Raw genomic sequence first — 22,228 nt, 5'->3', positions numbered from 1 at the left:
AAGGCTTTTCATTTGGTATTGCGACCGCGCGCTCCAGTTAGATCACGCGGTATGGGTCCTGGCCTTCGCCAGGACGACACTGAAGTTGTCGTGCGCGCTCCCTACGTCCCGAATTCGTCCCGCATCTTCGCCTGGATCTTGGCCATACCGCCGATCCAGCGGTCGTAATTCTCGGTCTTCTTGCGCATGTAGCCGAGCACCTGCGGGTGCGGCAGGATCAAAAAGGTCTCCTGATCGAGGCCGGCGAGCACGTCCTTCGCGACCTGCTCCGGAGTGAGATCGCCGTCGCCGGATTGCGGGCCCTTGGGGATCGCGCGCAGCATGTTGGTGTCGACGCCCTGCGGGCAGAGGATCGAGACGCGGATGTTGTGGGCCTTGTGCGAGATCGCGAGGTTTTCGGCAAAGCCGACCGCCGCATGCTTGGTGGTGGAGTAAGCGGGACTGCCGACCTGCGACAGCAGGCCTGCGGCCGAGATCGTGTTGAGGAAATAGCCGCCGCCGCGCGCCTTCATGCGGGGGATCAGATGCCGCGCCGCATAGACATGCGCCATGACGTGGATAGCCCAGCTTCGCTGCCACGGCTCGTCTGACGCGCCGCCGGCATTTTCCGACGTCGGATCGAAACCGCCGCCGATCCCGGCATTGGAGCAGAACAATTCGATCGGGCCGAACTGCCGCTCGGTCTCCTCGATGACGTGGGAAATATCCTTTTCCTGCGCGACGTCGCATTTGAAGGCCGCGCCATTCATTGTAGCTGCAACCGCCCTCGCGTTGGCGGCGTCCATGTCGGCGACGACGACCTTGGCCGCACCAGCCTTGTGAAACGCCTCGCACAACGCCTTGCCGATGCCGTTGGCGCCGCCCGTGACGACCACGACCTTGCCGGTCACCTGCATGCGACGTCTCCTCTTGTCTTATACCGCTTCGCTTATTCCGCTTCGCGGATCTTGCTCAGCTCAACACGAGGTCGAGCACCGCGGTATAATGGCACGCCGCCCCGGCCAAGACAAAGCCGTGCCAGATCGCATTCTGGAAGCGCAGCCGCCGCCAGGTATGGAAGATCACGCCAAAACTGTAGAGCAGGCCGCCCGCCAGGATGAAGCTCAGCACCAGCGCAGGCAGCGCCTTGACCACGGAATCGTAGAGCATCACGCCGCTCCAGCCCATGGCGAGGTAGATGCCGACCGCCACGCGGTCGAACCGGCCGGGGTAGAGAAGTTTCAGCACGATGCCGAGCATCGCCACGCACCAGACGCCGGCGAGCAGCACCAGCGCGAACCCGCTGTCCTTCACCTCCAGGATGAACGGCGTGTAGGTCGCGGCGATCAGGAGATAGATCGCGGAATGGTCGAACCGCCGCAGCAGCGATTTTGCCGGCGAGACCGGCCAGAGATTATAGGACGCCGAAAACACCAGCATCGAGAGCAGGCCGGCGACGTAGATCGAGACCCCCACGATGTCGGTCGCGTCGGCATAGAGCACCGTCAGCACCACCAGCACGGTCGCGGCGATGATGCCGCAGAGCACGCCGATCGCGTGGACGACGCCATCGGCAATCAGTTCGGCGCGATCAAAATTCCGGCCGATCGCGTCGGCGGCGGCATGGACGGAGGTGGATGCGAGCTGTTTCAACTGGAAGACGGTCATGGCAATCCGCAAGGCGAGACAATACGCTCTGGTATGGGTGTTTCGGGATCGGCGCGTCGTTCAAACGGGTGATTTGCCGACAAAGGCGGTGAAAGTATGAAACTTGATTTTCCTCAGACAGTTTCCACTTTTGTGACTAGTCCTTTTTGCGTATTCGCCCTCGCCCGGGATTCCCGACGTTCATATGGCATTTAGTTTCCAGGATATGGTCGAGGAGGCGCGCCTGTCGGCTCGGGCGCTGATCGACTACGGCGAGCATTTCTTCAATCCGACGGTACGATTGGGGGTTACCGGCCTGTCCCGGGCCGGCAAGACGGTGTTCATCACCGCGCTGATCCACGGCCTCACCCGTGGCGGCCGGTTTCCGGTGTTCGAGGCCTATTCATCGGGCCGGATCGCGCGGGCGCATCTGGCGCCGCAGCCGGACGATGCCGTGCCGCGCTTTGCCTATGAGAGCCATTTGCGCGCGCTGATCGAGGAGCGGCGCTGGCCGAACTCGACGGTCGACATCAGCGAGCTCAGGCTCGTGATCGACTACCAGCGCCAGAACGGCGCGGATCGCACGCTGACGCTCGACATCGTCGATTATCCCGGCGAATGGTTGCTCGACCTGCCGCTGCTCCACAAGAGTTTTGAGCAATGGTCGGCCGAAAGCCTGGCGCTGTCGCGCGAGGCGCCGCGCGCGCATCTGGCCGCGGATTGGCACGCGCATCTCGCAACGCTCAAGCCCGACGCGTGCGAGGACGAGCAGGCGACGCTGGCGGCCGCAAAGCTTTTCAGGGGCTATCTGCAAGGTTGCCGCGACGAGCGGTTTGCGATGAGCCTGCTGCCGCCCGGCCGCTTCCTGATGCCGGGCAATCTCGCCGACACACCGGCGCTGACCTTTGCACCGCTCGACGTTCCGATTGGCGGCCAGGCGCCGGAGGGATCGCTGTGGGCGATGATGGTGCGCCGCTTTGAGGCCTACAAGGACGTCGTGGTGCGGCCGTTCTTCAGGGATCATTTTGCCCGGCTCGATCGCCAGATCGTGCTGGCCGATGCGCTCGCGGCATTCAACTCCGGCCCCGAAGCGCTGCACGATCTCGAAGCCGCACTCGCCGGCATTCTCGACTGCTTTCGCATCGGCCGCAGCACGTTCCTCTCCGGCCTGTTCAGGCCGCGCATCGACCGCATCCTGTTCGCGGCGACCAAGGCCGACCATCTGCATCATTCCAGCCACGACCGGCTCGAGGCGGTGCTGCGCCGCGCCGTCTCGGGTGCCGTTGCGCGCGCGGAAAATACCGGCGCGGAGATCGACGTCGTCGCGCTCGCCGCCGTCCGCGCTACCCGCGAGGCGCAGGTCGCGCATGGCCGTGACAAATTGCCGTCGATTTTGGGGACACCGGCCGCGGGCGAAAGCGCCGGCGGCGAGTTCTTCGACGGCAACACCGAGGTCGCGACCTTTCCGGGCGACCTGCCGCTCGACCCCGAGCCGCTGTTCAACGGCATCGATGCGTTTCGCGGGCTCTCGACCGAGGCCGCCGCGAAGAGCGATTTTCGCTTTCTGCGCTTCCGCCCGCCAAAGCTCGAGCGCGAGGGTTCCGACGCGCCGGTGCTGCCTCACATCCGCCTCGACCGTGCCTTGCAGTTCCTGATCGGAGACAAGCTGTCATGAACAACCGATCGAAGCCACGGCGGCCGGCGACGTTCCGGCTCGACGATCCCGGCGTCGTCGTCACCGAAGGCGACGAGACGGCGCGCCTCGGCCGCACCACCATCCAGATCACGCCGGAGCCCGATCCGGCGAACTTGCCGGTGCCGATCGCGCCGGCGCTTCCGGCGCGACGCGGCTTTCCCTGGGGCGCATTGTTCTGGTCGGGCGTCGCCGGGTTGACGCTGCTCGGCATCGGGCTCGGCGTGGTGCATCTGATCGAGGATTTGTTTGCGCGCAGCGAGAGCCTCGGCTTTGTCGGACTGGCTCTTGCGTTTGTCACCGCGCTTGCGCTCGCGGTGGTGATCGGACGCGAGGCGTTCGGGCTGGCGCGCCTCGCAACGATCGAGAAGCTGCATCAGCGTGCAGCAGCCGTGCTCGCCAGCGACGACCGCAAGGAGAGCCGCATCATCGTGCAGGATCTGCTCAAGATCGCGCATCAGAACCCGCGGCTCGCGCGCGCCCGCGCCGCGCTGGAGAGCCATGCCGGCGAGATCATCGACGGCGCTGACATGATCCGGCTTGCCGAGCGCGAATTGATGTCGCCGCTGGACATCGAGGCACGGCGGCTGGTGTCGTCGGCTGCGCAAAAAGTCTCGATCGTCACAGCGGTCTCGCCCCGCGCGCTGATCGATGTGCTGTTCGTGTTCGTGGCGTCGCTGCGCCTGATCCGCCAACTTGCCCGGCTCTATGGCGGCCGCCCCGGCGCGCTCGGCATGATCCGCCTGCTCCGCCACGTCATCGCTCATCTCGCCATCACCGGCGGCATGGCCGCTAGCGACAGCCTGGTGCAGCAGATGCTCGGCCACGGAATTGCGGCGAAGCTATCGCAGCGGCTGGGCGAAGGCGTGCTGAATGGATTGCTGACGGCGCGGCTGGGCCTCGCTGCGATCGACGTCACACGGCCGCTGCCGTTCGCGGCACTGCCGCCGCCGAAGTTGTCGGATCTCGCGACGGATCTGTTGCGGAAGAGGGACGACGAGGAGTAGCGCTTTGCTTGCGCGCGCTCGCTTCGCTCGTCAGGCTAACACGCGCTTCTCGAACTCGCCCGCCAGCACGCGCCACTGGAATAGCGGCGAGTCCTTCGGCGGCGACAGCTCCGGGGTCCAGCCAGTCAGCTTCTCTACCACATAATTGTCCATCACGAGGCCGCGCCAGCGTCGTTCGACCTGACCGAGTTGCTCGCGCTTGGCCGGGATCGAATCCCATAGCGATGAGCGATTGTCCGGCTCTCGCCCGACATAAATGCCCGCGTGTTCTCTGATCCGGTCCATGCCGGGATCGCGGAAATCCTGGAAGCGGCCGCGCTCGTTGATCTCGATCACGGGCACGCGGCCCCTGAACAGCCAGCGCATCATGGCGTAGGTGCGGTAGTCCGTGGTTGCGATCCAGGTTGCGCCGGTCTCATCCAGCGCGGCCTGCGCGCGCGCTGCGACCTGCTCGTAACCGGACTCGGCACCGATCGGATCGATCTTGCCGAGCAAATTCCAGGGCGCGGCGACGTAATAGAGGAACACGACCACGACGAAAGCGATGCCCGACACCACCGCCGTGTTGACCCAGAACAGCGACGATCTGAGCATCCGCGCCGACCATTTTTCACGCGTCATCATGGTGAGGTTGACAGCGGCAGCGGCGAAGCCGACCGGCCACATGAACATCGGCCAGGTGTCGCCGACCCGAAGCGTCAGCGATTTCGCCAGGAAATAGAAAAACGGCACCAAGACCGCGGTCGACAGCAAAATCGCGACCGGCTCGCGCGTGCGATAGCCGCGCCATGCCGTCAGCACCAGCCCTGTCATCACCACCGGCAGCATGACGAAACCGACCAACCCGAATTGCAGGCCGATGTAATCGCCGACCGTGCGGAGCGAGATGCCGTAGCTGGTGGTGGCGCGCACGCCCTGAAAGCGGATCGCGGCCCAGTCGTGCTGCACGTTCCAGATCAGGACCGGAGAGAACACGGCGATTGCGATCAGGACCGCGAGGTACGGATAGGGGCTGCGCAGCCAGCGCCAGCGCCAATCCGGCACCAGCAGAAAGGCGGCAACCGCCGGCGCGAACATGATCACGGTGAATTTCGACAGCATCGCCAACCCGGCGAACAGGCCGGCCGCAAGCCACCAGCGGCCGTCGCCGCCCTGCGCAAGCCGCACCAGGGACCATATCATCGCCACCGCAAACGGGATCATGGCGACATCGGGCGCGACCTTGGCCATCAGCAGGCCGTAATAGAGCGCGGCCTCCGGCATCAGCACCGCGAGCACGACGGCGCGCACATCATGGGTGAGGCGGCGGACGATATCGGCGAGCAGGAGCTGCATCACCAGCATCGCGACGATGCCGCCGAAGCGCACACCGAGCGTGGTGTCGCCGAAGATGGCGGTGCCGAACCGGATCAGCCAGGCGATGCCCGGGGGATGATCGAGGAAGCTGAGGGCTGTCTCCTGCGACCAGGTCCAGTAATAGGCCTCATCCGTGCGCAGCTCGATTGCGGAGGCGTAGACGATGCGCAGCAGCGTCATCGCGGCAATGATCGCAGCGGCCATGACGAGCGGCCGGCGCGCGGCGCCATTGGGGAGCACGGTGATATCGGGAGCTGTCGTCACGGCCGCGCTTTTCGCCAACCTGGGACGGGGAGTCAATGCGGGGGTACCGTGCACCTGGTGTCGCGCCGGACAAGCGAGCGACGATCCCAGCCCCGACGAGGAGACCGTAGAGTGGGCAAAGCGAAGCGTGCCCACCATAAATGCCGATTGGTGGGCACGGCGCCACGGCGCCTCGGCCCAACCTACGATTTCGTAACCGTGCCGCGTATGTGATCCCGCAAGCTGTCCAGCCCCGGAATTAAACGCGACGCTGGCTGTTCTCCTTCATGAACTGATAGAACAGAATCATGGCCGCCACCGCATCCTCGCGATTTTTCGAGCTTTCCCGCGCCATCAGCTTGCGGCAGGTGCGGCTGGTCTGCGGCGTCATTTTGTTCGCCTATGTGGTCAGCCATTTCCTCAACCATGCGCTCGGCAACATCTCGGTCGATGCCATGGAGATCGGAGTCTATTACCACACGCTGTTCTGGCAGTTCCTGCCGGTTGCGATCGTGTTCTACGCGGCGGCGCTCACGCATATGGGGCTCGGCATCTACGCGCTGTATCAGCGCCGGCAGTTCCGCTGGCGGACGGTCGAGCCGCTGCAACTCGTGCTGGGCTTAAGCATCCCCGCGCTGGTCATGGCGCATGTGATCGGCGTGCGGCTCGGCCAGACGCTTTACGGACACCAAAAACTCTATCCGCAGGAACTCTATCTGTTCTTCGTCGCGTCGAACCGAATCTGGACCATGACGATCCTGCTGATCATTGCCTGGGTGCACGGCTGCATCGGCATCTTTTTCTGGCTCCGCCTCAAATCATTCTTCACGCGCGCGGCGCCCTATCTGCTCGCGGCGGCTGTGCTGATCCCGACGCTGTCGCTGCTTGGTGTCTACCAGGGTGGCCGCAGCGTCGAGGTCGAGGCCGACGACGGGGAATGGCGGACGCATAATCTCACGCACCGCCAGGTCGGCACCGCTGCCGAGGCCGCGACGCTCGACCGCGTCACCGGCGGCCTCACCGCCGGTTATCTCGGACTGCTCGCCCTGGCGCTGCTGGCGCGCGGCGCACGCGCCTTGCGCGAGCGGCGCGGTGGCATGATCGCGCTGTCCTACGGCAACGGCAAGACGGTGCGCGTCCCCAAGGGCCTCTCCGTGCTGGAAGCGAGCTTGCGCCACAATGTGCCGCATGCCAGCGTCTGCGGTGGCCGCGCCCGCTGCTCGACCTGCCGCATCCGCATCATCGGCGATCATGGCGCCCTGCCCGAGCCGTCGCAGCGCGAGGCGTTCGTGCTCACCCGTGTCGGCACCAGCGATCCCTCGATCAGACTGGCCTGCCAGCTGCGGCCGACATCGGACCTCTCCTTCTTCCAGCTCTTCACCTCGTACACTCTACCGGCGAACGCGCAGGCCTCGACGCCCGCCAGAATCGGCCAGGAGCGCTATCTCGTCAGCCTGTTCGTGGACATGCGCGGCTCGACGCAGCTGGCCGAGAAGCGGCTGCCGTTCGATACCGTGTTCATCGTCAACCGCTTCCTCGGCGCCGTCTCGCAGGCCGTGATCGAGAACGGCGGCCAGCCGAACCAGTTCGTCGGCGACGGCATGCTGGCGCTGTTCGGGCTCTCCGCCGATCCGCAGAACGCCTGCCGGCAGGCGCTGAAGGCCGCCGCCGGGATCGCCATGCAGATCGACGAGCTCAACGAGCTGCTGGGCCACGATCTGCGCCAGCCGATCCGCTTCGGCATCGGCATTCACGGCGGCGAGGTCATCATCGGCGACATCGGCTATCGGGATCACATCGTCTTCACGGCACTGGGCGATGCCGTCAACGTCGCGGCCCGCCTCCAGGATATGACCAAGACACTGGCCTGCGAAGCGATCGTCTCGGAGGAAGTCCGCCGCACCGCGGGCCTCGCCGACGACGCGCTGCCGCAGCAGGAGGTCGCGATCCGTGGCCGCGACGAACCGATGGCCGTGCGCGTCGTCGCGGACGCCAGGGAGCTGTCGGCGCTCGTTGACCGGAGCGAGCGCGTGGCCGCGTAAGCCGCGCGAGAGGTGCGCTCCCTCTCCCGCTTGCGGGAGAGGGTTGGGGAGAGGGTGTCTCCGCGTAGGGACGATCCCCTAGAGGAGAAAGCCCTCACCCGCGCCTTCGGCGCGACCTCTCCCGCAAGCGGGAGAGGTGCACCGCCGCCTGCGGCTACGGCTCGGCTCAATCTCGTTACAAACGTAACACCGGCTTGCTGCAACGCAGCGGCATGGGCCTGCTGCGAAAGCACGAATTGACTTCAACTGAGTCGTTGCGACAGATGAGCGCAGGAACGCGGTGATGACCGCGATCCAACGACAAGCTCCGGGAGGAGACCACATGTTCGATCGACGCGACCTGCTCAAAGGAGCGGGCCTTGCCGCTATTACGGCCGCATTGAACTCAAGCAAGGCGCTGGCACTCGACACCGTCACCCTGCCCTTCGCCAATGGCGAACGGCCGTTGGTGAAATATCCGCAGAAGCGGCCGATGATCGGCCTGACCGCCCGGCCGCCGCAGCTCGAGACGCCGTTCGCGGTGTTCAACGATGGCCCGATCACGCCGAACAACGCGTTCTTCGTGCGCTATCACCTTTCCGACCTGCCCTACAATCTCGACCCCGACAAGTTCACGCTCGAGATCAAGGGCAAGGTCGACAAGCCGCTCAAGCTGTCGCTGAAGGACATCAAGAAAATGAAGGCGAGCGAGATCGTCGCAGTCAACCAGTGCTCCGGCAACAGCCGCGGCCTCGTAGAGCCGCGCGTCGCCGGCGGCCAACTCGCCAACGGCGCGATGGGCAATGCGCGCTGGCGCGGCGTGCCGCTAAAGGCCGTGCTGGAGATGGCGGGCGTGCAGGCCGGCGCCAAGCAAGTCGTGTTCGGGGGCTTGGACGGCCCGGTCAGCGACAAGACACCGGATTTCGCCAAGGCGCTCGACCTCGACCACGCCACCGACGGCGAGGTGATGCTGGCCTATGGCATGAACGGCGAGGATCTGCCGTTCCTCAACGGCTTCCCGCTGCGCCTGATCGTGCCCGGCTATTACGGCACCTACTGGGTCAAGCATCTCAACGAGATCACCGTCATCGACAATGTCTATGACGGCTTCTGGATGAAGTCGGCCTATCGCATTCCGGACACCCCGAACAATGCGATCGAGCCCGGCACAGCGCCGAAGGCGACGATCCCGATCAACCGCTTCACCATCCGCTCCTTCATCACCAGCGTCAGTGACGGAGCCAAGCTGAAATCAGGCGGCACGACGCTGCGCGGCATCGCCTTCGACGGCGGCAAGGGCATCAAGGAGGTCGCGGTCTCCACCGACGGTGGCAAGACCTGGACCAGCGCCAGGCTCGGCAAGGATCTTGGCAAATACTCGTTCCGTGAATGGAAGCTGCCGGTGAAGCTCGCGGCCGGCTCCCACGAGCTCAAGGTACGCGCCACCGGCAATGGCGGCGAAACCCAGCCGGATACACCGCGCTGGAATCCGGCGGGCTATCTACGCAACGTCGTCGAAACCGTCCGCGTCACCGTGGCCTGAGGGGAATGATCATGCAGCGCACCGTTTTCCCCGCCATCACGCTCGCCCTCGCCGCCGTGGTGGGCTCGGCACTTGCAGCACCGGTCAATTACAAGACCCCCGATGAGGTCGCGGCGTTCAAGCCCGGGCCCAATCTTGAAGTGGTTCAGGGCAATTGCACGGCCTGCCACTCGTCCGACTACATCAACACGCAGCCGCCGATGAAGGACAAGAAAGGTTTTTGGCAGGCCGAGGTCACAAAGATGATCAAGGTCTATGGCGCGCCGATCGACGATGCCGATGTCGGCAAGATCGTCGATTACCTGGCCGCGACTTATTGACGGATGGCGCGCGGCGCGCGGACCGATTGACCGCGAAACGGGCAAAACCGGTAAAAACGCCGCGAAGTTGAGCGGAATTCGGCGAAAGGCCGATGTGGTTTGATCTACCAAGCCGGCCACATTCCGCGTATCCTGTTAGGACCGAACCGGCCGGTTGGCGGGGACTGGCGGTTCGATATCTCGGAGGAAGACCCGCGGAGAAGTCGTGATGGCTAAAGGTACGGTCAAGTGGTTCAACCCGACGAAGGGTTATGGATTTATCCAGCCTGCGTCGGGCGGCAAGGATGTGTTCGTGCATATCTCGGCAGTGCAGAAAGCCGGTCTGTCGTCCCTGAACGAAGGACAGACGGTGGAATACGAAGAGATCGCAAACCGAGGCAAAAGCTCCGCAGAGAACCTCAAAGTATAAGCCCGCCAGCTTTTGCGACCTCCCGGGTCGATCCGGGAGCCGGGCCAAGAGAATTTTAGAAGACGGTCAGTGCATTCGACGACAGGCGTTGCGATTGCACACGGAGAACTATTTTCCCCGCGAACACCGCTCGTTCAACGCCGCAGCAATGACAATCGCGACAGCACTTCGTTAATCCACCGGCAACGGTGCGTCGCGCTTGATCTCTTCCATCACCGCATAGGTTCGGGTCTCGCGCACGCCCGGCATCGACAGCAAGGTCTCGCCGAGAAACCGCCGATACGCGGTCATGTCCGCCAGCCGCGCCTTCACAAGATAGTCGAAGCCGCCGGCAACCATGTGACACTCCAGCACTTCGGGCGCGAGTTTCACAGCGCGCGCAAAACGCTCGAAATTGTCTGGCGTGGTCTTGTCGAGCAGCACCTCGACGAACACCAGGAGCCCGAGGCCGAGCCGGTGCGGGTTGAGCCGCGCGCCATAGCCTTCGATAAAGCCCTCGCGCTGCAACCGCTTCAGCCGCTCGCCGATCGAGGTCGGAGACAGCCCGATGCGTTCGGCGAGCTCGACATTGGCGATGCGCCCATCCTGCTGCAAAATCGAGAGGATTTTCCGGTCGGTTCGATCAAGTTCCATATTTTGTAAGGCCAAGTCGCTGGTATACTTCGTTTTCTAAGGCAGATCAGCTCATTTGTCTATCGAGCTACGGTAGCGCGGGCATTATCCTGGATTCCAGCCACAGGACACGCCATGCCGAACATTCCGCCTCCCTTCTCCGCCGCTTACGCGCCCGATGATGCTGAGATCGCCGCGCGTCTTTTGCCGGCTGCACATCTCAACCCGCCACAGGAGGCGCGGATCGATCGCACCGCGACGCGGCTGATCGAGGCCATCCGCAAGCGTGACGACCGGCTTGGTGGGGTCGAGGACATGCTGCGGGAGTTCGCGCTCTCGACCAAGGAGGGTCTCGCCTTGATGGTGTTGGCCGAGGCGCTGCTGCGCGTGCCGGACGCGCGCACCGCCGACCAGTTCATCGAGGACAAGCTCGGCGAAGGCGACTTCATCCATCACGAGACCAGGTCCACCGCCTTCCTGGTCAACGCCTCGGCCTGGGCGCTCGGCCTCTCGGCACGGGTGATCCAGCCCGGCGAGACGCCCGACGGCACCATCGGCCGACTGGTGAAGCGGCTGGGCGCGCCGGCCGTGCGCACCGCCACGCGCCAGGCGATGCGGCTGATGGGTAATCATTTCGTGCTGGGGGAGACCATCGAGCAGGCGCTGGAGCGGGGCCGGCCGCGCTCCGGCGAGACACCGCGCTATTCCTTCGACATGCTCGGCGAAGGCGCGCGCACGGCCACTGACGCCAAGCGCTATTTCGACGCCTATGCCAGCGCCATCGAGACGATCGGCAAGGCGGCCGGTAACCATCCCCTGCCCGACCGGCCCGGCATCTCCGTCAAGCTCTCGGCGCTGCATCCACGCTTCGAGGCGATCAGCCGCGACCGCGTGATGCGCGAGCTGGTGCCGCAACTGCTGGACCTCGCGCAGCGCGCCAGGGCCCATGATCTCAACTTCACCGTCGATGCCGAGGAAGCCGACCGGCTGGAGCTGTCGCTCGACGTGATCGCGGCAACGCTCGCCGATCCCTCCCTTGCCGGTTGGGACGGGTTCGGGCTCGCGATCCAGGCCTATCAGAAGCGCGCAAGCGCCGTGATCGACTATGTCGATGCGCTCGCCCGCGCGCATGACCGCAAGCTGATGGTGCGGCTGGTGAAAGGCGCCTATTGGGACACCGAGATCAAGCGCGCGCAGGAGCGCGGGCTCGACGGCTATCCCGTGTTCACGCGCAAGACGATGACGGATCTGAACTACGTCGCCTGTGCTCAAAAGCTTTTGAGTCTGCGGCCGCGGATCTTCCCGCAATTCGCCACCCACAACGCGCTGAGCGTCGCGACCGTTCTGGAGCTTGCCGGCGAGAGCGGCGGCTTCGAATTCCAGCGCCTGCACGGCATGGGCGAGGCGCTCTACGAGCAGCTTGCCAAGGATCATGCCAAGAACCACCCCGACATTGCCTACCGCACCTATGCGCCGGTCGGCAGCCATCGCGACCTGCTTGCCTATCTGGTGCGGCGCCTGTTGGAGAACGGTGCCAACTCCTCCTTCGTAGCCCAAGCGGCCGATTATCGTGTGCCGCTCCCGGCGCTGTTGCAACGGCCGGCCGACGCCATCGTCCGGCCGCAGCAGGCGGCCCATCCAAAAATTCCGCTTCCCTGCGATCTCTACGCGCCGGAGCGCCGCAATTCGCGCGGCGTCGAATTCGGCGCGCGCGCAGCGCTCGACCGGTTGCTGGCGGACGTCGAGGCCGAGACGGCCGACCTCAAGCCTGTCACTGAGGCAACGCCGGATCAGGCCAACGCGGCAGTGGCCGCGGCGCGCGCGGGCTTTGCCGCCTGGAGCCGGACTCCGGCAGCCGCGCGCGCGGCAGCGCTCGAGCAGGCCGCGCATCTTCTTGAGAACCGCGCGCCCCATTTCATCGCGCTGCTGCAACGCGAGGGCGGCAAGACGCTCGACGATGCGCTGTCGGAGCTGCGTGAGGCCGCCGACTTCTGCCGCTATTATGCCGCGCAGGGCCGCAAGCTGTTCGGCAACGAGGTCGCGATGCGCGGCCCGACCGGCGAGAGCAATGCGCTCGCCCTGCGCGGCCGCGGCGTCTTCGTGGCGATCTCGCCATGGAATTTTCCGCTGGCGATTTTCCTGGGCCAGGTCACGGCCGCGCTCATTGCCGGCAACAGCGTGGTCGCAAAACCCGCAGAGCAGACGCCGCGCATCGCGCGCGAAGCCGTAGCTCTGCTGCACGAGGCCGGCATCCCCGCAAGCGCGCTGCACCTCGTCACCGGCGACGGCCGGATCGGCGCCGCGCTGGCCGCGCACCCCGATATCGCCGGAATCGTCTTCACCGGCTCGACCGAGGTCGCGCGCAGCATCAATCGGGCGCTGGCGGCCAAGGATGGGCCCATCCTGCCGTTGATCGCGGAGACCGGCGGCATCAACACCATGATCGCGGATGCGACTGCGTTGCCCGAGCAGGTCGCAGACGACGTCGTCACCTCGGCGTTTCGTTCTGCCGGCCAGCGCTGCTCGGCGCTGCGGCTGCTGTTCGTGCAGGAGGACGTCGCCGACCGCATGATCGAGATGATCGCGGGTGCGGCGCGCGAGCTGAAGATCGGCGACGCGAGCGACGTCGCGACCCATGTCGGTCCGGTAATCGACGTTGAGGCCAAGCAGCGCCTCGATGCGCATATCGCGCGAATGAAGACCGCGGCGCGGCTGCACTTTGCCGGCACCGCCCCGGAGGGCTGCTTCGTCGCGCCGCATATTTTCGAGCTTACGGATGCCGGCCAGCTCACCGAGGAGGTGTTTGGCCCGATCCTGCATGTCGTGCGCTACCCAGCCGAAAATCTCGAACGCGTCCTGCAAGCCATCGAGCGCAGCGGCTACGGGCTGACGCTCGGCGTCCATTCCCGCATCGACGATACGATCGAGGCGATCATCGACCGTCTCCAGATCGGCAACATCTATGTCAACCGCAACATGATCGGCGCCGTGGTCGGCGTGCAGCCGTTCGGCGGCAACGGCCTGTCCGGAACCGGCCCGAAAGCCGGTGGCCCGCACTACCTCGCGCGTTTTGCGACCGAGCAGACCGTGACGATCAACACCGCAGCAGCCGGCGGCAACGCCGCCCTGCTCGCAGGGGATGAGTGAGGCTGCTTCTGGAGCCCTCACAACAACGCGCGACCTCAGTTCCGTCATCCTGAGGTGCGAGCCGTGGGGCGCGAAGTGCACCATGGGGAGCCTCGAAGGATGGACGGCCTAGATGCAGCCGGGCCGTCGCCCTTCGAGGGCCGCTAAAGAAGCGGCCACCTCAGGGTGACGGGACACCGCAGCAAAGCCCTGCGCCCGGCGCCGTTGCATCCCGGCAAAACATCGGTCTAATGCTGCCCATGACGTGCCCCGCGCCAATTCCAGCGCGCGGAAACAACAAGAGCGAGGGAGCAACGCCGCGATGGAAAAGGGCATTTTTGCAGGGCTCAAGGTTCTGGACTGCGCGAGCTTCATCGCAGCGCCCGCGGCCGCGACCGTGCTGTCGGATTTCGGCGCCGATGTCGTCAAGATCGAGCCGCCCGGCGCCGGCGATCCCTACCGCAATCTGCCCAACATTCCGGGCTATCCGAGCAGCGAGCACAATTTCGCCTGGCTGCTGGAGGCCCGCAACAAGAAGAGCATCGCGCTCGACCTCTCCAAGGCGGAAGCGCAGGCCGTGCTCTACAAGCTCGTGGAAGAGGCCGACGTCTTCATCACCAACATGCCGCCGCCGGTGCGGACAAAGCTCGGCATCACCTATGATCACCTCGCCCATCTCAATGACCGGCTGATCTACGCCTCCTTCACCGGCTATGGCGAGAAGGGCGAGGAAGCCAACAAACCCGGCTTCGACAGCAACGCCTATTGGGCGCGCTCCGGCTTGATGGATCTCGTCCGCGCCGACACCGACACGACGCCGGCCCGTTCGGTCGCCGGCATGGGCGACCATCCCTGCGCCATGGCGTTCTATGGAGCCATCGTCACCGCGCTGTATCAGCGCGAGAAGACCGGCAAGGGCTCGCATGTCGCCTCGAACCTGATGGCGAATGGCGTGTGGGCTGCGAGCGTGCTGGCGCAGGCAAAGCTCTGCGGCGCCAAGTTCGCCGAGCGGCGGCCGCGCGAACGCGCGTTGAACGCGGTGGCCAACCACTACCAGTGCAAGGACGGCCGCTGGCTGATCCTGTCGCTGCTGAGCGAGGAGAAGCAGTTTCCGACGCTCGCCAAATGTCTGGGCCGCGAAGACCTCATCACCGATCCGCGTTTCGCCACCAAACCCGATCGTCACGCCCGCTCGGTCGAGCTGATCAAGATTTTTGACGAAACCTTTGCGACCAAAGATCTCGCCGAATGGCGCAAGCTCCTCGATGGCAACGGCCTTGTGTTCGGCATCGTCGGCATTTTGGACGACATCCCGAACGACAAGCAGATGCTCGACAACGAGGTTCTGGTGCCGTTCGAGAACGACACCATGCTAACCATCTCCAGCCCGATCTGGATCGACGGCGCCAAGAAAGTGCAGCCACGCAAGCCGCCCGGCGTCGGCGAGCACAGCGACGAGATTTTGCGTGGCGCGGGATATGACGAGGCCGCGATCAAGCAGCTGCGGTCGAAGGGGGCGGTTGGTTAGGCCCGACGGCTCGCTGCATCTACTATGTCGTCCCGGCGAAGGCCGGGACCCAGAGTGAGAGTTGTCGCGCAAAACCGATAACTCCGAGTCCTCGCCAAACCACATTCGGTGGCTATGGGTCCCGGCCTTCGCCGGGACGACGGTGAGGGAATAGCTTGCTTCGACAACTGCCATCATCCCCTGAGGTCCCATGCCCAGCTACCGCCTGCACTACTTCCCCGAATCCGGCAACAGCTACAAGCTGGCGTTGATGCTGACGCTTTGCGGCGAGAAATTCGAGCCGGTCTGGACCGACTTTGGCGGCGGCGTCACGCGTACGCCGGAATGGCGCAAGAGCGTGAACGAGATGGGCGAGATTCCTGTGCTCGAAGTCGACGGCGTGAAGATGACGCAGACCGCGCCGGTCCTGCTCAAGCTCGCCGAACAATACGGCCGTTTCGGCGGGGAGACGGCGGAGGAAAAATTTGATCTGTTGCGCTGGCTGTTCTGGGACAATCACAAGCTCACCGGGTACATGGCGACTTACCGCTTCATGCGCGCCTTCACGCAAAACAACGATCCGCAGGTGCTGAAGCACTTTCGCCGGCGGCTCGAAGATTTCCTCGGCATTCTCGACGGCCATCTTCAGCACAATGAATTCGCGATCGGCGCCAGGCCCACGGTCGCCGATATCTCGATGATGGCCTATCTGCACTATCCGAGCGACGAGCATGGTTTTGATTTCGCGACGAGCTATCCCGCCATCCACGCCTGGCTCGGCCGCATGGCCGCACTCCCCGGCTGGCAGCCGGCCTACGAGCTGCTGCCCGGCAAGCGAATGACGAATTACGCGAAGTGAGGACGCTCGCTATCGCAGCGCCAGCCAGCCGAGCGTGAACAGAATCCCGCCGACGATGACGACGACCGCGACAGCCCATATACTGACGCGGACGCTGCCGGTGACCTGCTTGGCTTCCTCATTGCGCGCGATCTCGCGATTGCGCTCCTTGTTGGCTTCGCTGGAGTCCGTCATGGTCATCCAAACCGGCTGGAGATAGCGCTAACGCGTCTTGATGAAACACATGCCGATGCGGCGCGAGGCCGCGGCAGCCTGACAGGTCAAACCTTTAGCACAGCTCCATGACGAAAAACTCCTGTCGGCCGATCCCGATCCCGCATTTTCCAGGGAACAATGCGCGCCCCAGCCGTCCTGATACTCGGTCCCGGCCAACTCGCTATTGCCCCGGGTTTGCGGCCGGCTGGCAAATCCACGTGAGAAATCAGGACGTTTGCCCGCGGCAAACGCGGTCAGGATGTCGCGGCGGCGCACCTGGTCGCCGAGAAAATGCGGCGAGGCCGGCACGATGACGGAGTTGGACGGCTTGTCCGCAAGCCAATCGACGCCTGGGAAATGGAAGCCGCCGATGCCGCGGGTCTGGTGGCAACCGGCACAGGTGACGTCGTTGAGGCGGCGCTGGAAGCCTGCGACCGAGCGGACGTTCTGCAAGTCGATGCCGCGCGCAGCCGCCTGCTTCAGCGCACCGACCACGTCATTGTCGGTGAAAACAGGCTCGCCTTTGCCCTCTTCCTTGCCCTCCCCTTGCATCATGCCGAACTCCGGCTGCAACGAGGAAGCATCGAGGCCGGTGGGCGTCGGCACCACCGCAGCCTTGGCCAGGAATTTTTCGGGGATCAGCACCGTGCCGCGGTCGAAGTCGCGAAGATGATCGGGCGCGAGCAGCCAATCCCGGAGGTCGCGCCGGAGATCGTGGTCGGCGAGGATGCGGTCACGGTCGATCTGGTTCTCCAGCGTCGATTCCTCGAACCGCTTTGTGGTCGCGTCGTATTTGAACACCTTGAGCAGATAGTCGGAGCGGAAATCATGCAGCGCCGATTTCGCCGCAACCGAGATCTGAATGTTGGTCTCGATGCGGTCGAGCATCGCATCGTCAGGATAGAAGCTGCCACCGATCAGCCCCTGCCAGTCGCCATTGTCGAGCCAGCGTCGCGCGACCTCGGCGCAGGTGACCGGCTTGCCGCTCTCGTCCGTCTGGCGCGCATCGCGCGCCTTCATCACCAGATTGAGCGTCATCGGCAGCCGCGTTGCTGCCCTAGTGCCGTCCGGTTTGGTCTCGAAACGCACAAGACGGTAGATCAGCCTGATCTCGCCGCACGAGTCTTCCGCGACGTAGGCTCGGTCCATGCGGTTGACGATGCCGGCCAGCACGAACCGGGTATCGCGGGATTTCAGATTGGCCCGATCGAACAATTGCACGTCAAAGCCTTCGCCGACGCCGATGGTCTCGGTCGGATAGGCCGCCTTTTGCCGGGCCACGTAGCGGTCGAGTTCCGCGTCGATTGCTGGGGGAATTTCCTTGAGCTGCGATAACCACGAAAACATCAGATCGGTCGTCAGCGGAAAGTTCGCGTTCCGCTCCGGCCACAGCAGGCGCGAGATCGTGAGTGCATCGTGCTGGTCGAGCTTGCGCAGGAGATCGGGATCGGTGATCGCCGTGCCGCGCGTGAGTGACGCGGTCTCTGCCGCCAAAAGCGAAACAACGCCGCCAAAAAATACGACGGCAGCAACGAGAATTCGCAACGCGCGGTTCATGCCTTAGGTAACACCGCGCGGGGACGGCTATTCAAGCAAAAAGGCGCTTCACATCGTGGTGAAGCGCCTCTTCGGAAGTCGGATATCAGTCGCTCAGCGCGCGACGATCAGCCCCTTGCTGGTGACGACCACCCAGCGGCCGTCCTGGCGGCGGATCGCATCGACGCGGCCGACCCCGGGGATGGGGTCACCGGCATAGACCTCGTAGAGGCCATTGCGGCCCTCGACCAGCGCGCCGCCGTTGGAGACGTCGCGCAGCACCCAGCCCTCAACCGTCGGCAGCCGGCCGATCTCGGTCTTGGGTGCGGCAGGAGCCGGCGCGGCTGCGGCGGTCGCAACCTGGTTCGGCGCGATCGAGCCGGTGGTCTCCCTGGCGGGCACGGCGGCCGCGGCCTGGGTGGGCGCCGCGGGCGGGGTGGCACGGAGCTTGTCGACCGACTCGGACAGCTTTGCGATTTTGGCCATCGGCTCGGCCTGCGCTTTCTCGAGCTTGTCGAGGCGGTCGTTGGTCCGGTTGAACTGACCCAGACCGGTCTTGGAGGTGTGCTCGACATTCGCCTTGAGCGCGACGACATCGGCGTCGATCCGGGCGACCGAGGATTCCAGCGCGCTGATGTCGGCGACCTGCGCCGGCGCGGGGCTTGCGAAGTGCATCATGCCGGCGGTCGCGAGCGCGCCGCTGATCGCGCCGACGCTGGCCGCGATCGCCACCACAGCTGCCATAGCCGACAGGCGGCGCTTGCCGCCGGCCTCGCGCGGCTCGTCGGCCTTCACATGCGGGGCAAATTCTTCGCGGTCCCAGGACCGCTCCGCGGGCGCCATGACGATGAGCTTGCCGGGCTTTGGCTCGGGCTTGGTCTCTGCCTTGGGTTCGAGCTTCGGCACATCGAGCCTCGATGCCTCGATTTTTGGCGGCTCGACTCTGACCGGATCAGGCTTCACTGGATCAGGCTTGGGCGGCGTCTCGTGGTCGGGGGCGATCGAGGGGGCCTCGATACCGGCAGCAGCCGCGACGGCCTGCGGCACGGTCGCTGCGGCTTCAACGGCGCCAGTATCCTGGACGGCCTGCTCGGGCATTGGTTCGCTCACGGCTCAAATACTCCAGTCTCGGTTGACTTTTTGGTAACTTTCATTGCTTGCGAATTCCTTACCTGCGGACCCGCTTACCAAAATTTTAGGAACTCATCCGGGGCCGAATTTGGCCGGCAAAGTGGAACCGGTGTGGCGGCGTGCAACAAATCGTCAGCGGATGCTGCCCTGCGGCAGGCCACGCTCTCTTCGAACGGGCTGTTTGCCCGCCCCTGTTACCCGGCTAACATGACTGTCCTGTCAGCCAGAACGGCTGCAGAAGGCCCTTGGGGGTGTCATGGCGATCGAGAAGTGCATCAACGAGTTTGGCGTCGATGACATCATCTTCGAGGAGGGCTCGACCGGCCGGGAGCTGTTCGTCGTGCTCGACGGCGAAGTCGAGATCGCCAAGCTGAGCGGCGTCAGCAAGACCACCATCGTCAAGCTCGGCAGGGGCGAATTCTTTGGCGAGATGGCCGTGATCGACGGCTCGGCGCGCTCGGCGACCGCGATCGCGGCAGCGCCGAGCACGAAAGTGATGAGAATCAATCACGCCCGCTTCGTCTATCTCGTCAGCCAGCAACCGGCCTTTGCGCTGATGGTGATGGATGCACTCTCCAAACGCCTGCGCGCGTCCAATGATGTCACCTACCGGGCAGCGCAGTCATGAGCGAGCGCAAGCCCACTTCGTTTCCAATCCTGATGAAGAACGACATCTGCTCGCTGATCCAGGCGGCGGACGACGTCTATCAAATTCGCTTCTCCAACCGCGCCGCCAACGTCTATCTCGTTCGCGGCTCGGCGCGCACCATCCTGATCGATGTCGGGCTGTCGTCGAATTATCCTGCGATGGTGGAATGTCTCAACTTCGCCGGCTGCCCGCCGGAGAAGATCGACATGGTGGTGCTGAGCCATGAGCATCTCGACCACATCGGTGCCGCCTGGCACTTCAACGAGCGCCGCACTTTTGTCGCCGCCCATCGGCTTGCCGCCAACAAGATCATGCTGCGCGACGACTTCTCGATGCTGCGGAAGATGTTCAACGAGCCGAACGTGCCGATCAATATCGACATCTGGCTAGAGGAAGGCAATCTGATCGACCTCGGCAATTTCCGTCTCAACGTGATGCACACGCCGGGGCACACCTCGGCCTGCATCACGCTGTACGACCAGGACAAAGGCCTGCTGTTTGCCGCCGATACGCTCATGCCCGGCGGCGTGATGGGCGGCGTGTTCGGCTCGGGCAGCATCGCCGACTACATCCAGTCACTGGAGCGGCTCAAGGGGCTGAATTCGAAGATATTGCTGTCGGGACACGGGCGGCTGTCGGACACGCCACAGGAGGACGTCCGCATTGCGATTGCGAGGTCACACGGCTTACTGGAGGACACCGCACAATTGTTCGACGCACTGGATGCGCGCTCGAACTTCGAGCCGATCATGCAGTCGGTGCGCGATTTGAACAAGCTGGATGATTAGGTGGGCTTTCGGCTGCGTGTGCCTCTTTGCAAAGAAACACGGCGCTTCAACGTCGTCATTGCGAGCGCAGCGAAGCAATCCAGAGTCCCACTGCGGAGACAGTCTGGATTGCTTCGCTGCGCTCGCAATGACGGAGTGTGGGCTATCAGCCGGGGCTACATCACCACCGGCGCGTCCGGCAGCTCGTTGCGATGCGGTCCCTGCGGCGGGAAATGCCGCGCCAGCTCCTGCGACACGGCCTCGATGCCGCCGATCACGCCGCGTTCGAAATGCCCCGACCTGAACTCGGCTTCCATCGCGCGGCAGATCTGTTCCCAGCGCTTCACATCAACCTTCGCGTCGATGCCGCGATCGGCGACGATCTCGACATCGCGGTCGGCGAGCAGGAGATAGATCAGGACCCCGTTGTTGTGCGCAGTGTCCCAGATGCGCAAATGCGAGAACACGTTGAGCGCGCGCTCGCGCGCCGGCTGATTGCGAAACAGCGGCCCGCCGTCGAGCGCGCCTTCGACGACGAACCGGACCTGGCCGGAATGCATGGCTTCGCCGCGCTTGATCGCCTGCTCGATGCGGTCGAGCACGCCCTTGGAAAACACCAGCTTTCCACGCCAATGGTGCTGGAGCAGATGCCGGGTGATGCGCTTGATGCTCATGACCTACCAGCTCCCCGAGGCGCCGCCGCCGCCAAAATTGCCGCCACCGCCGCTGAAGCCGCCGCTCGACGACGATCCGCTGCTCCAGCCGCCGGATGACGAGCCGCTCGACCAGGAGCGGCCGCGCGAGGACCCCGTGCCCGATCCCGCCCCAAACAGATCGGCGATAAACGTCAGGATAGCGCCAAGCACACCGACGCCCAACCCGATGACCGCAGAGCCGATCACGAACCAGGCGAGGACACCAACGATCGCTCCAGTTATCCCCGAACCGAATAGCCGCCCGAACATGGAGCGCAGGATGCCGCCGATGACCAGCGGGCCGAACAGCAGGAAGAAGAAAAGCGGCTCGATGTCGTTCCAGTTGCCGAAATTCACGCTGCGCGAGGGCGTCGGCAGCGGCTCGCCGTCGATGACGCGGATCACGCGATCGACGCCCGCCGCGATGCCGCCGGCGAAATCGCCACTCCTGAATTTCGGCGTGATGTCTTCGTCAATGATGCGGCGCGAGGTGACGTCAGTGAGCGCGCCCTCGAGGCCGTAACCGACCTCGATGCGCAAATGCCGGTCGCCCTTGGCGACCACCAGGATCGCGCCGTCGTCGACCTTCTTGCGCCCGATCTTCCAGGCCTCCGCAACGCGGATCGCGAACTGCTCGATCGTCTCCGGCTCCGTCGTCGGCACGATCAGGACGACGAGCTGGCTGCCCTTGCGCGTCTCGAAGTCCCGCAGCTTTTGCGACAGCGCGGCGATGTCGGCGCTGGAGAGCGTGCCGGTCTGATCGACCACGCGGCCGGTCAGTTGCGGCACGGCGACATCGGCTGAGGCCGGGAAAGCAAAGGCGAAGAGCAGTGCGAAGACGAACAATGAGAAGCCCGAAGCGGCACGCCACAATATCGCTGTCATCGCCCGCGAAGGCGGGCGATCCAGTATTCCAGAAGCAGCAGCGCTTGA

The 22,228-nt window shown here is 64.6% G+C and carries 20 protein-coding genes; 11 read left to right on the top strand and 9 right to left on the bottom strand.

From position 1 onward, the window contains the following. Window positions 1-101: 101 nt before the first annotated feature. Together IVB27_RS04070 and trhA are read right to left on the bottom strand one after the other, a co-directional pair. Window positions 102-896, bottom strand: coding sequence for an SDR family oxidoreductase (locus tag IVB27_RS04070; RefSeq protein ID WP_247441602.1), 795 nt, complete (start codon window positions 894-896; stop codon window positions 102-104). Between the two features lie 55 nt (window positions 897-951). Continuing rightward, window positions 952-1,647: a PAQR family membrane homeostasis protein TrhA gene (gene trhA, locus IVB27_RS04065; protein WP_247441599.1), complete on the bottom strand. Its 696-nt coding sequence runs from the start codon at window positions 1,645-1,647 to the stop codon at window positions 952-954. Window positions 1,648-1,831: 184 nt separating this feature from the next. Between trhA and IVB27_RS04060 the strand changes: the two genes are divergently transcribed. Together IVB27_RS04060 and IVB27_RS04055 are read left to right on the top strand one after the other, a co-directional pair. Further along, window positions 1,832-3,301, top strand: a complete 1,470-nt coding sequence (locus tag IVB27_RS04060) for a YcjX family GTP-binding protein (protein WP_247441597.1) — start codon at window positions 1,832-1,834, stop codon at window positions 3,299-3,301. Beyond that, a complete protein-coding gene (locus tag IVB27_RS04055) occupies window positions 3,298-4,326 on the top strand; it encodes a YcjF family protein (protein WP_247441595.1) in 1,029 nt (342 codons plus the stop codon). Before IVB27_RS04060 ends, IVB27_RS04055 begins: the two co-directional genes overlap by 4 nt. Window positions 4,327-4,356: 30 nt before the next feature. Here the strand turns inward: IVB27_RS04055 and IVB27_RS04050 are convergent, their stop codons facing one another. Then, a complete protein-coding gene (locus IVB27_RS04050) occupies window positions 4,357-5,886 on the bottom strand; it encodes a glycosyltransferase family 39 protein (protein WP_247441667.1) in 1,530 nt (509 codons plus the stop codon). A 347-nt stretch (window positions 5,887-6,233) separates the two neighbouring features. Here IVB27_RS04050 and IVB27_RS04045 point away from each other — a divergent pair, with 347 nt between their 5' ends. The 4 genes from IVB27_RS04045 (at window position 6,234) to IVB27_RS04030 (ending at window position 10,218) form a co-directional block, all read left to right on the top strand. After that, window positions 6,234-7,967 (top strand): adenylate/guanylate cyclase domain-containing protein, encoded by a 1,734-nt coding sequence (locus IVB27_RS04045; RefSeq protein ID WP_247441593.1) that lies wholly within the window; start codon window positions 6,234-6,236, stop codon window positions 7,965-7,967. A 322-nt stretch (window positions 7,968-8,289) separates the two neighbouring features. Then, window positions 8,290-9,489, top strand: coding sequence for a SorA family sulfite dehydrogenase catalytic subunit (sorA, locus tag IVB27_RS04040; protein WP_247441591.1), 1,200 nt, complete (start codon window positions 8,290-8,292; stop codon window positions 9,487-9,489). Window positions 9,490-9,500: 11 nt separating this feature from the next. Further along, window positions 9,501-9,809 carry a SorB family sulfite dehydrogenase c-type cytochrome subunit gene (gene sorB / locus IVB27_RS04035; protein ID WP_247441589.1) on the top strand — a complete coding sequence of 103 codons (309 nt, stop codon included), beginning with the start codon at window positions 9,501-9,503 and terminating at the stop codon, window positions 9,807-9,809. Between the two features lie 208 nt (window positions 9,810-10,017). Further along, on the top strand, window positions 10,018-10,218 hold the full coding sequence (locus IVB27_RS04030) for a cold-shock protein (RefSeq protein WP_007596519.1): 201 nt from the start codon (window positions 10,018-10,020) through the stop codon (window positions 10,216-10,218). A gap of 171 nt (window positions 10,219-10,389) precedes the next feature. On the opposite strand, the gene IVB27_RS04025 is transcribed toward IVB27_RS04030, so the two are convergent. Then, entirely contained in the window at window positions 10,390-10,851 is a 462-nt protein-coding gene (locus IVB27_RS04025; protein ID WP_007596520.1) for an Lrp/AsnC ligand binding domain-containing protein, read from the bottom strand. 114 nt (window positions 10,852-10,965) lie between these two features. Here IVB27_RS04025 and putA point away from each other — a divergent pair, with 114 nt between their 5' ends. The 3 genes from putA to IVB27_RS04010 all read left to right on the top strand — a co-directional run bounded on the left by putA (window position 10,966) and on the right by IVB27_RS04010 (window position 16,322). Further along, a complete protein-coding gene (gene putA, locus IVB27_RS04020) occupies window positions 10,966-13,977 on the top strand; it encodes a bifunctional proline dehydrogenase/L-glutamate gamma-semialdehyde dehydrogenase PutA (RefSeq protein WP_247441586.1) in 3,012 nt (1,003 codons plus the stop codon). A gap of 301 nt (window positions 13,978-14,278) precedes the next feature. Then, window positions 14,279-15,484 (top strand): CaiB/BaiF CoA transferase family protein, encoded by a 1,206-nt coding sequence (locus tag IVB27_RS04015; protein ID WP_247441581.1) that lies wholly within the window; start codon window positions 14,279-14,281, stop codon window positions 15,482-15,484. Between the two features lie 190 nt (window positions 15,485-15,674). Beyond that, window positions 15,675-16,322, top strand: a complete 648-nt coding sequence (locus tag IVB27_RS04010) for a glutathione S-transferase family protein (protein WP_247441579.1) — start codon at window positions 15,675-15,677, stop codon at window positions 16,320-16,322. Between the two features lie 9 nt (window positions 16,323-16,331). On the opposite strand, the gene IVB27_RS04005 is transcribed toward IVB27_RS04010, so the two are convergent. The 3 genes from IVB27_RS04005 to IVB27_RS03995 form a co-directional block, all read right to left on the bottom strand. Further along, entirely contained in the window at window positions 16,332-16,496 is a 165-nt protein-coding gene (locus IVB27_RS04005; protein ID WP_247441577.1) for a hypothetical protein, read from the bottom strand. A gap of 27 nt (window positions 16,497-16,523) precedes the next feature. Beyond that, complete coding sequence (locus IVB27_RS04000; RefSeq protein WP_247441576.1) at window positions 16,524-18,074, bottom strand: hypothetical protein; 1,551 nt, start codon at window positions 18,072-18,074, stop codon at window positions 16,524-16,526. A 93-nt stretch (window positions 18,075-18,167) separates the two neighbouring features. Beyond that, window positions 18,168-19,151 carry a hypothetical protein gene (locus tag IVB27_RS03995; protein ID WP_247441665.1) on the bottom strand — a complete coding sequence of 328 codons (984 nt, stop codon included), beginning with the start codon at window positions 19,149-19,151 and terminating at the stop codon, window positions 18,168-18,170. A 289-nt stretch (window positions 19,152-19,440) separates the two neighbouring features. Between IVB27_RS03995 and IVB27_RS03990 the strand changes: the two genes are divergently transcribed. Together IVB27_RS03990 and IVB27_RS03985 are read left to right on the top strand one after the other, a co-directional pair. After that, window positions 19,441-19,812, top strand: a complete 372-nt coding sequence (locus IVB27_RS03990) for a Crp/Fnr family transcriptional regulator (protein ID WP_247441574.1) — start codon at window positions 19,441-19,443, stop codon at window positions 19,810-19,812. Next, window positions 19,809-20,621 (top strand): MBL fold metallo-hydrolase, encoded by an 813-nt coding sequence (locus IVB27_RS03985; RefSeq protein ID WP_247348749.1) that lies wholly within the window; start codon window positions 19,809-19,811, stop codon window positions 20,619-20,621. The genes IVB27_RS03990 and IVB27_RS03985 overlap by 4 nt, the downstream gene beginning before the upstream one ends. Before the next feature lie 155 nt (window positions 20,622-20,776). Here the strand turns inward: IVB27_RS03985 and IVB27_RS03980 are convergent, their stop codons facing one another. Both IVB27_RS03980 and IVB27_RS03975 read right to left on the bottom strand, forming a co-directional pair. After that, window positions 20,777-21,274, bottom strand: coding sequence for a TPM domain-containing protein (locus tag IVB27_RS03980; protein ID WP_247441572.1), 498 nt, complete (start codon window positions 21,272-21,274; stop codon window positions 20,777-20,779). A gap of 3 nt (window positions 21,275-21,277) precedes the next feature. After that, a complete protein-coding gene (locus IVB27_RS03975; RefSeq protein ID WP_247441570.1) occupies window positions 21,278-22,180 on the bottom strand; it encodes a TPM domain-containing protein in 903 nt (300 codons plus the stop codon). Window positions 22,181-22,228: the final 48 nt, after the last annotated feature.

This window comes from Bradyrhizobium sp. 197 (genome assembly GCF_023073375.1).
GTDB lineage: Bacteria > Pseudomonadota > Alphaproteobacteria > Rhizobiales > Xanthobacteraceae > Bradyrhizobium.
The sequence above is the reverse complement of the archived record's forward strand: the minus strand, read 5'-3'. Positions and strand labels throughout refer to the sequence as shown.

What these genes read in the sequence shown, in the direction of transcription:
- IVB27_RS04055 (WP_247441595.1), top strand. Translation starts at nt 3,298, where the DNA reads ATGAACAACCGATCGAAGCCACGGCGGCCGGCGACGTTCCGGCTCGAC.
- IVB27_RS04030 (WP_007596519.1), top strand. Translation starts at nt 10,018, where the DNA reads ATGGCTAAAGGTACGGTCAAGTGGTTCAACCCGACGAAGGGTTATGGA.
- IVB27_RS04000 (WP_247441576.1), bottom strand. Translation starts at nt 18,074, where the DNA reads ATGAACCGCGCGTTGCGAATTCTCGTTGCTGCCGTCGTATTTTTTGGC.
- IVB27_RS04010 (WP_247441579.1), top strand. Translation starts at nt 15,675, where the DNA reads ATGCCCAGCTACCGCCTGCACTACTTCCCCGAATCCGGCAACAGCTAC.
- sorA (WP_247441591.1), top strand. Translation starts at nt 8,290, where the DNA reads ATGTTCGATCGACGCGACCTGCTCAAAGGAGCGGGCCTTGCCGCTATT.
- IVB27_RS04070 (WP_247441602.1), bottom strand. Translation starts at nt 896, where the DNA reads ATGCAGGTGACCGGCAAGGTCGTGGTCGTCACGGGCGGCGCCAACGGC.
- IVB27_RS04025 (WP_007596520.1), bottom strand. Translation starts at nt 10,851, where the DNA reads ATGGAACTTGATCGAACCGACCGGAAAATCCTCTCGATTTTGCAGCAG.
- IVB27_RS03990 (WP_247441574.1), top strand. Translation starts at nt 19,441, where the DNA reads ATGGCGATCGAGAAGTGCATCAACGAGTTTGGCGTCGATGACATCATC.
- trhA (WP_247441599.1), bottom strand. Translation starts at nt 1,647, where the DNA reads ATGACCGTCTTCCAGTTGAAACAGCTCGCATCCACCTCCGTCCATGCC.
- IVB27_RS03975 (WP_247441570.1), bottom strand. Translation starts at nt 22,180, where the DNA reads ATGACAGCGATATTGTGGCGTGCCGCTTCGGGCTTCTCATTGTTCGTC.
- IVB27_RS04015 (WP_247441581.1), top strand. Translation starts at nt 14,279, where the DNA reads ATGGAAAAGGGCATTTTTGCAGGGCTCAAGGTTCTGGACTGCGCGAGC.
- IVB27_RS04050 (WP_247441667.1), bottom strand. Translation starts at nt 5,886, where the DNA reads ATGGCCGCTGCGATCATTGCCGCGATGACGCTGCTGCGCATCGTCTAC.
- IVB27_RS04060 (WP_247441597.1), top strand. Translation starts at nt 1,832, where the DNA reads ATGGCATTTAGTTTCCAGGATATGGTCGAGGAGGCGCGCCTGTCGGCT.
- IVB27_RS03985 (WP_247348749.1), top strand. Translation starts at nt 19,809, where the DNA reads ATGAGCGAGCGCAAGCCCACTTCGTTTCCAATCCTGATGAAGAACGAC.
- sorB (WP_247441589.1), top strand. Translation starts at nt 9,501, where the DNA reads ATGCAGCGCACCGTTTTCCCCGCCATCACGCTCGCCCTCGCCGCCGTG.
- putA (WP_247441586.1), top strand. Translation starts at nt 10,966, where the DNA reads ATGCCGAACATTCCGCCTCCCTTCTCCGCCGCTTACGCGCCCGATGAT.
- IVB27_RS04005 (WP_247441577.1), bottom strand. Translation starts at nt 16,496, where the DNA reads ATGACGGACTCCAGCGAAGCCAACAAGGAGCGCAATCGCGAGATCGCG.
- IVB27_RS04045 (WP_247441593.1), top strand. Translation starts at nt 6,234, where the DNA reads ATGGCCGCCACCGCATCCTCGCGATTTTTCGAGCTTTCCCGCGCCATC.
- IVB27_RS03980 (WP_247441572.1), bottom strand. Translation starts at nt 21,274, where the DNA reads ATGAGCATCAAGCGCATCACCCGGCATCTGCTCCAGCACCATTGGCGT.
- IVB27_RS03995 (WP_247441665.1), bottom strand. Translation starts at nt 19,151, where the DNA reads ATGCCCGAGCAGGCCGTCCAGGATACTGGCGCCGTTGAAGCCGCAGCG.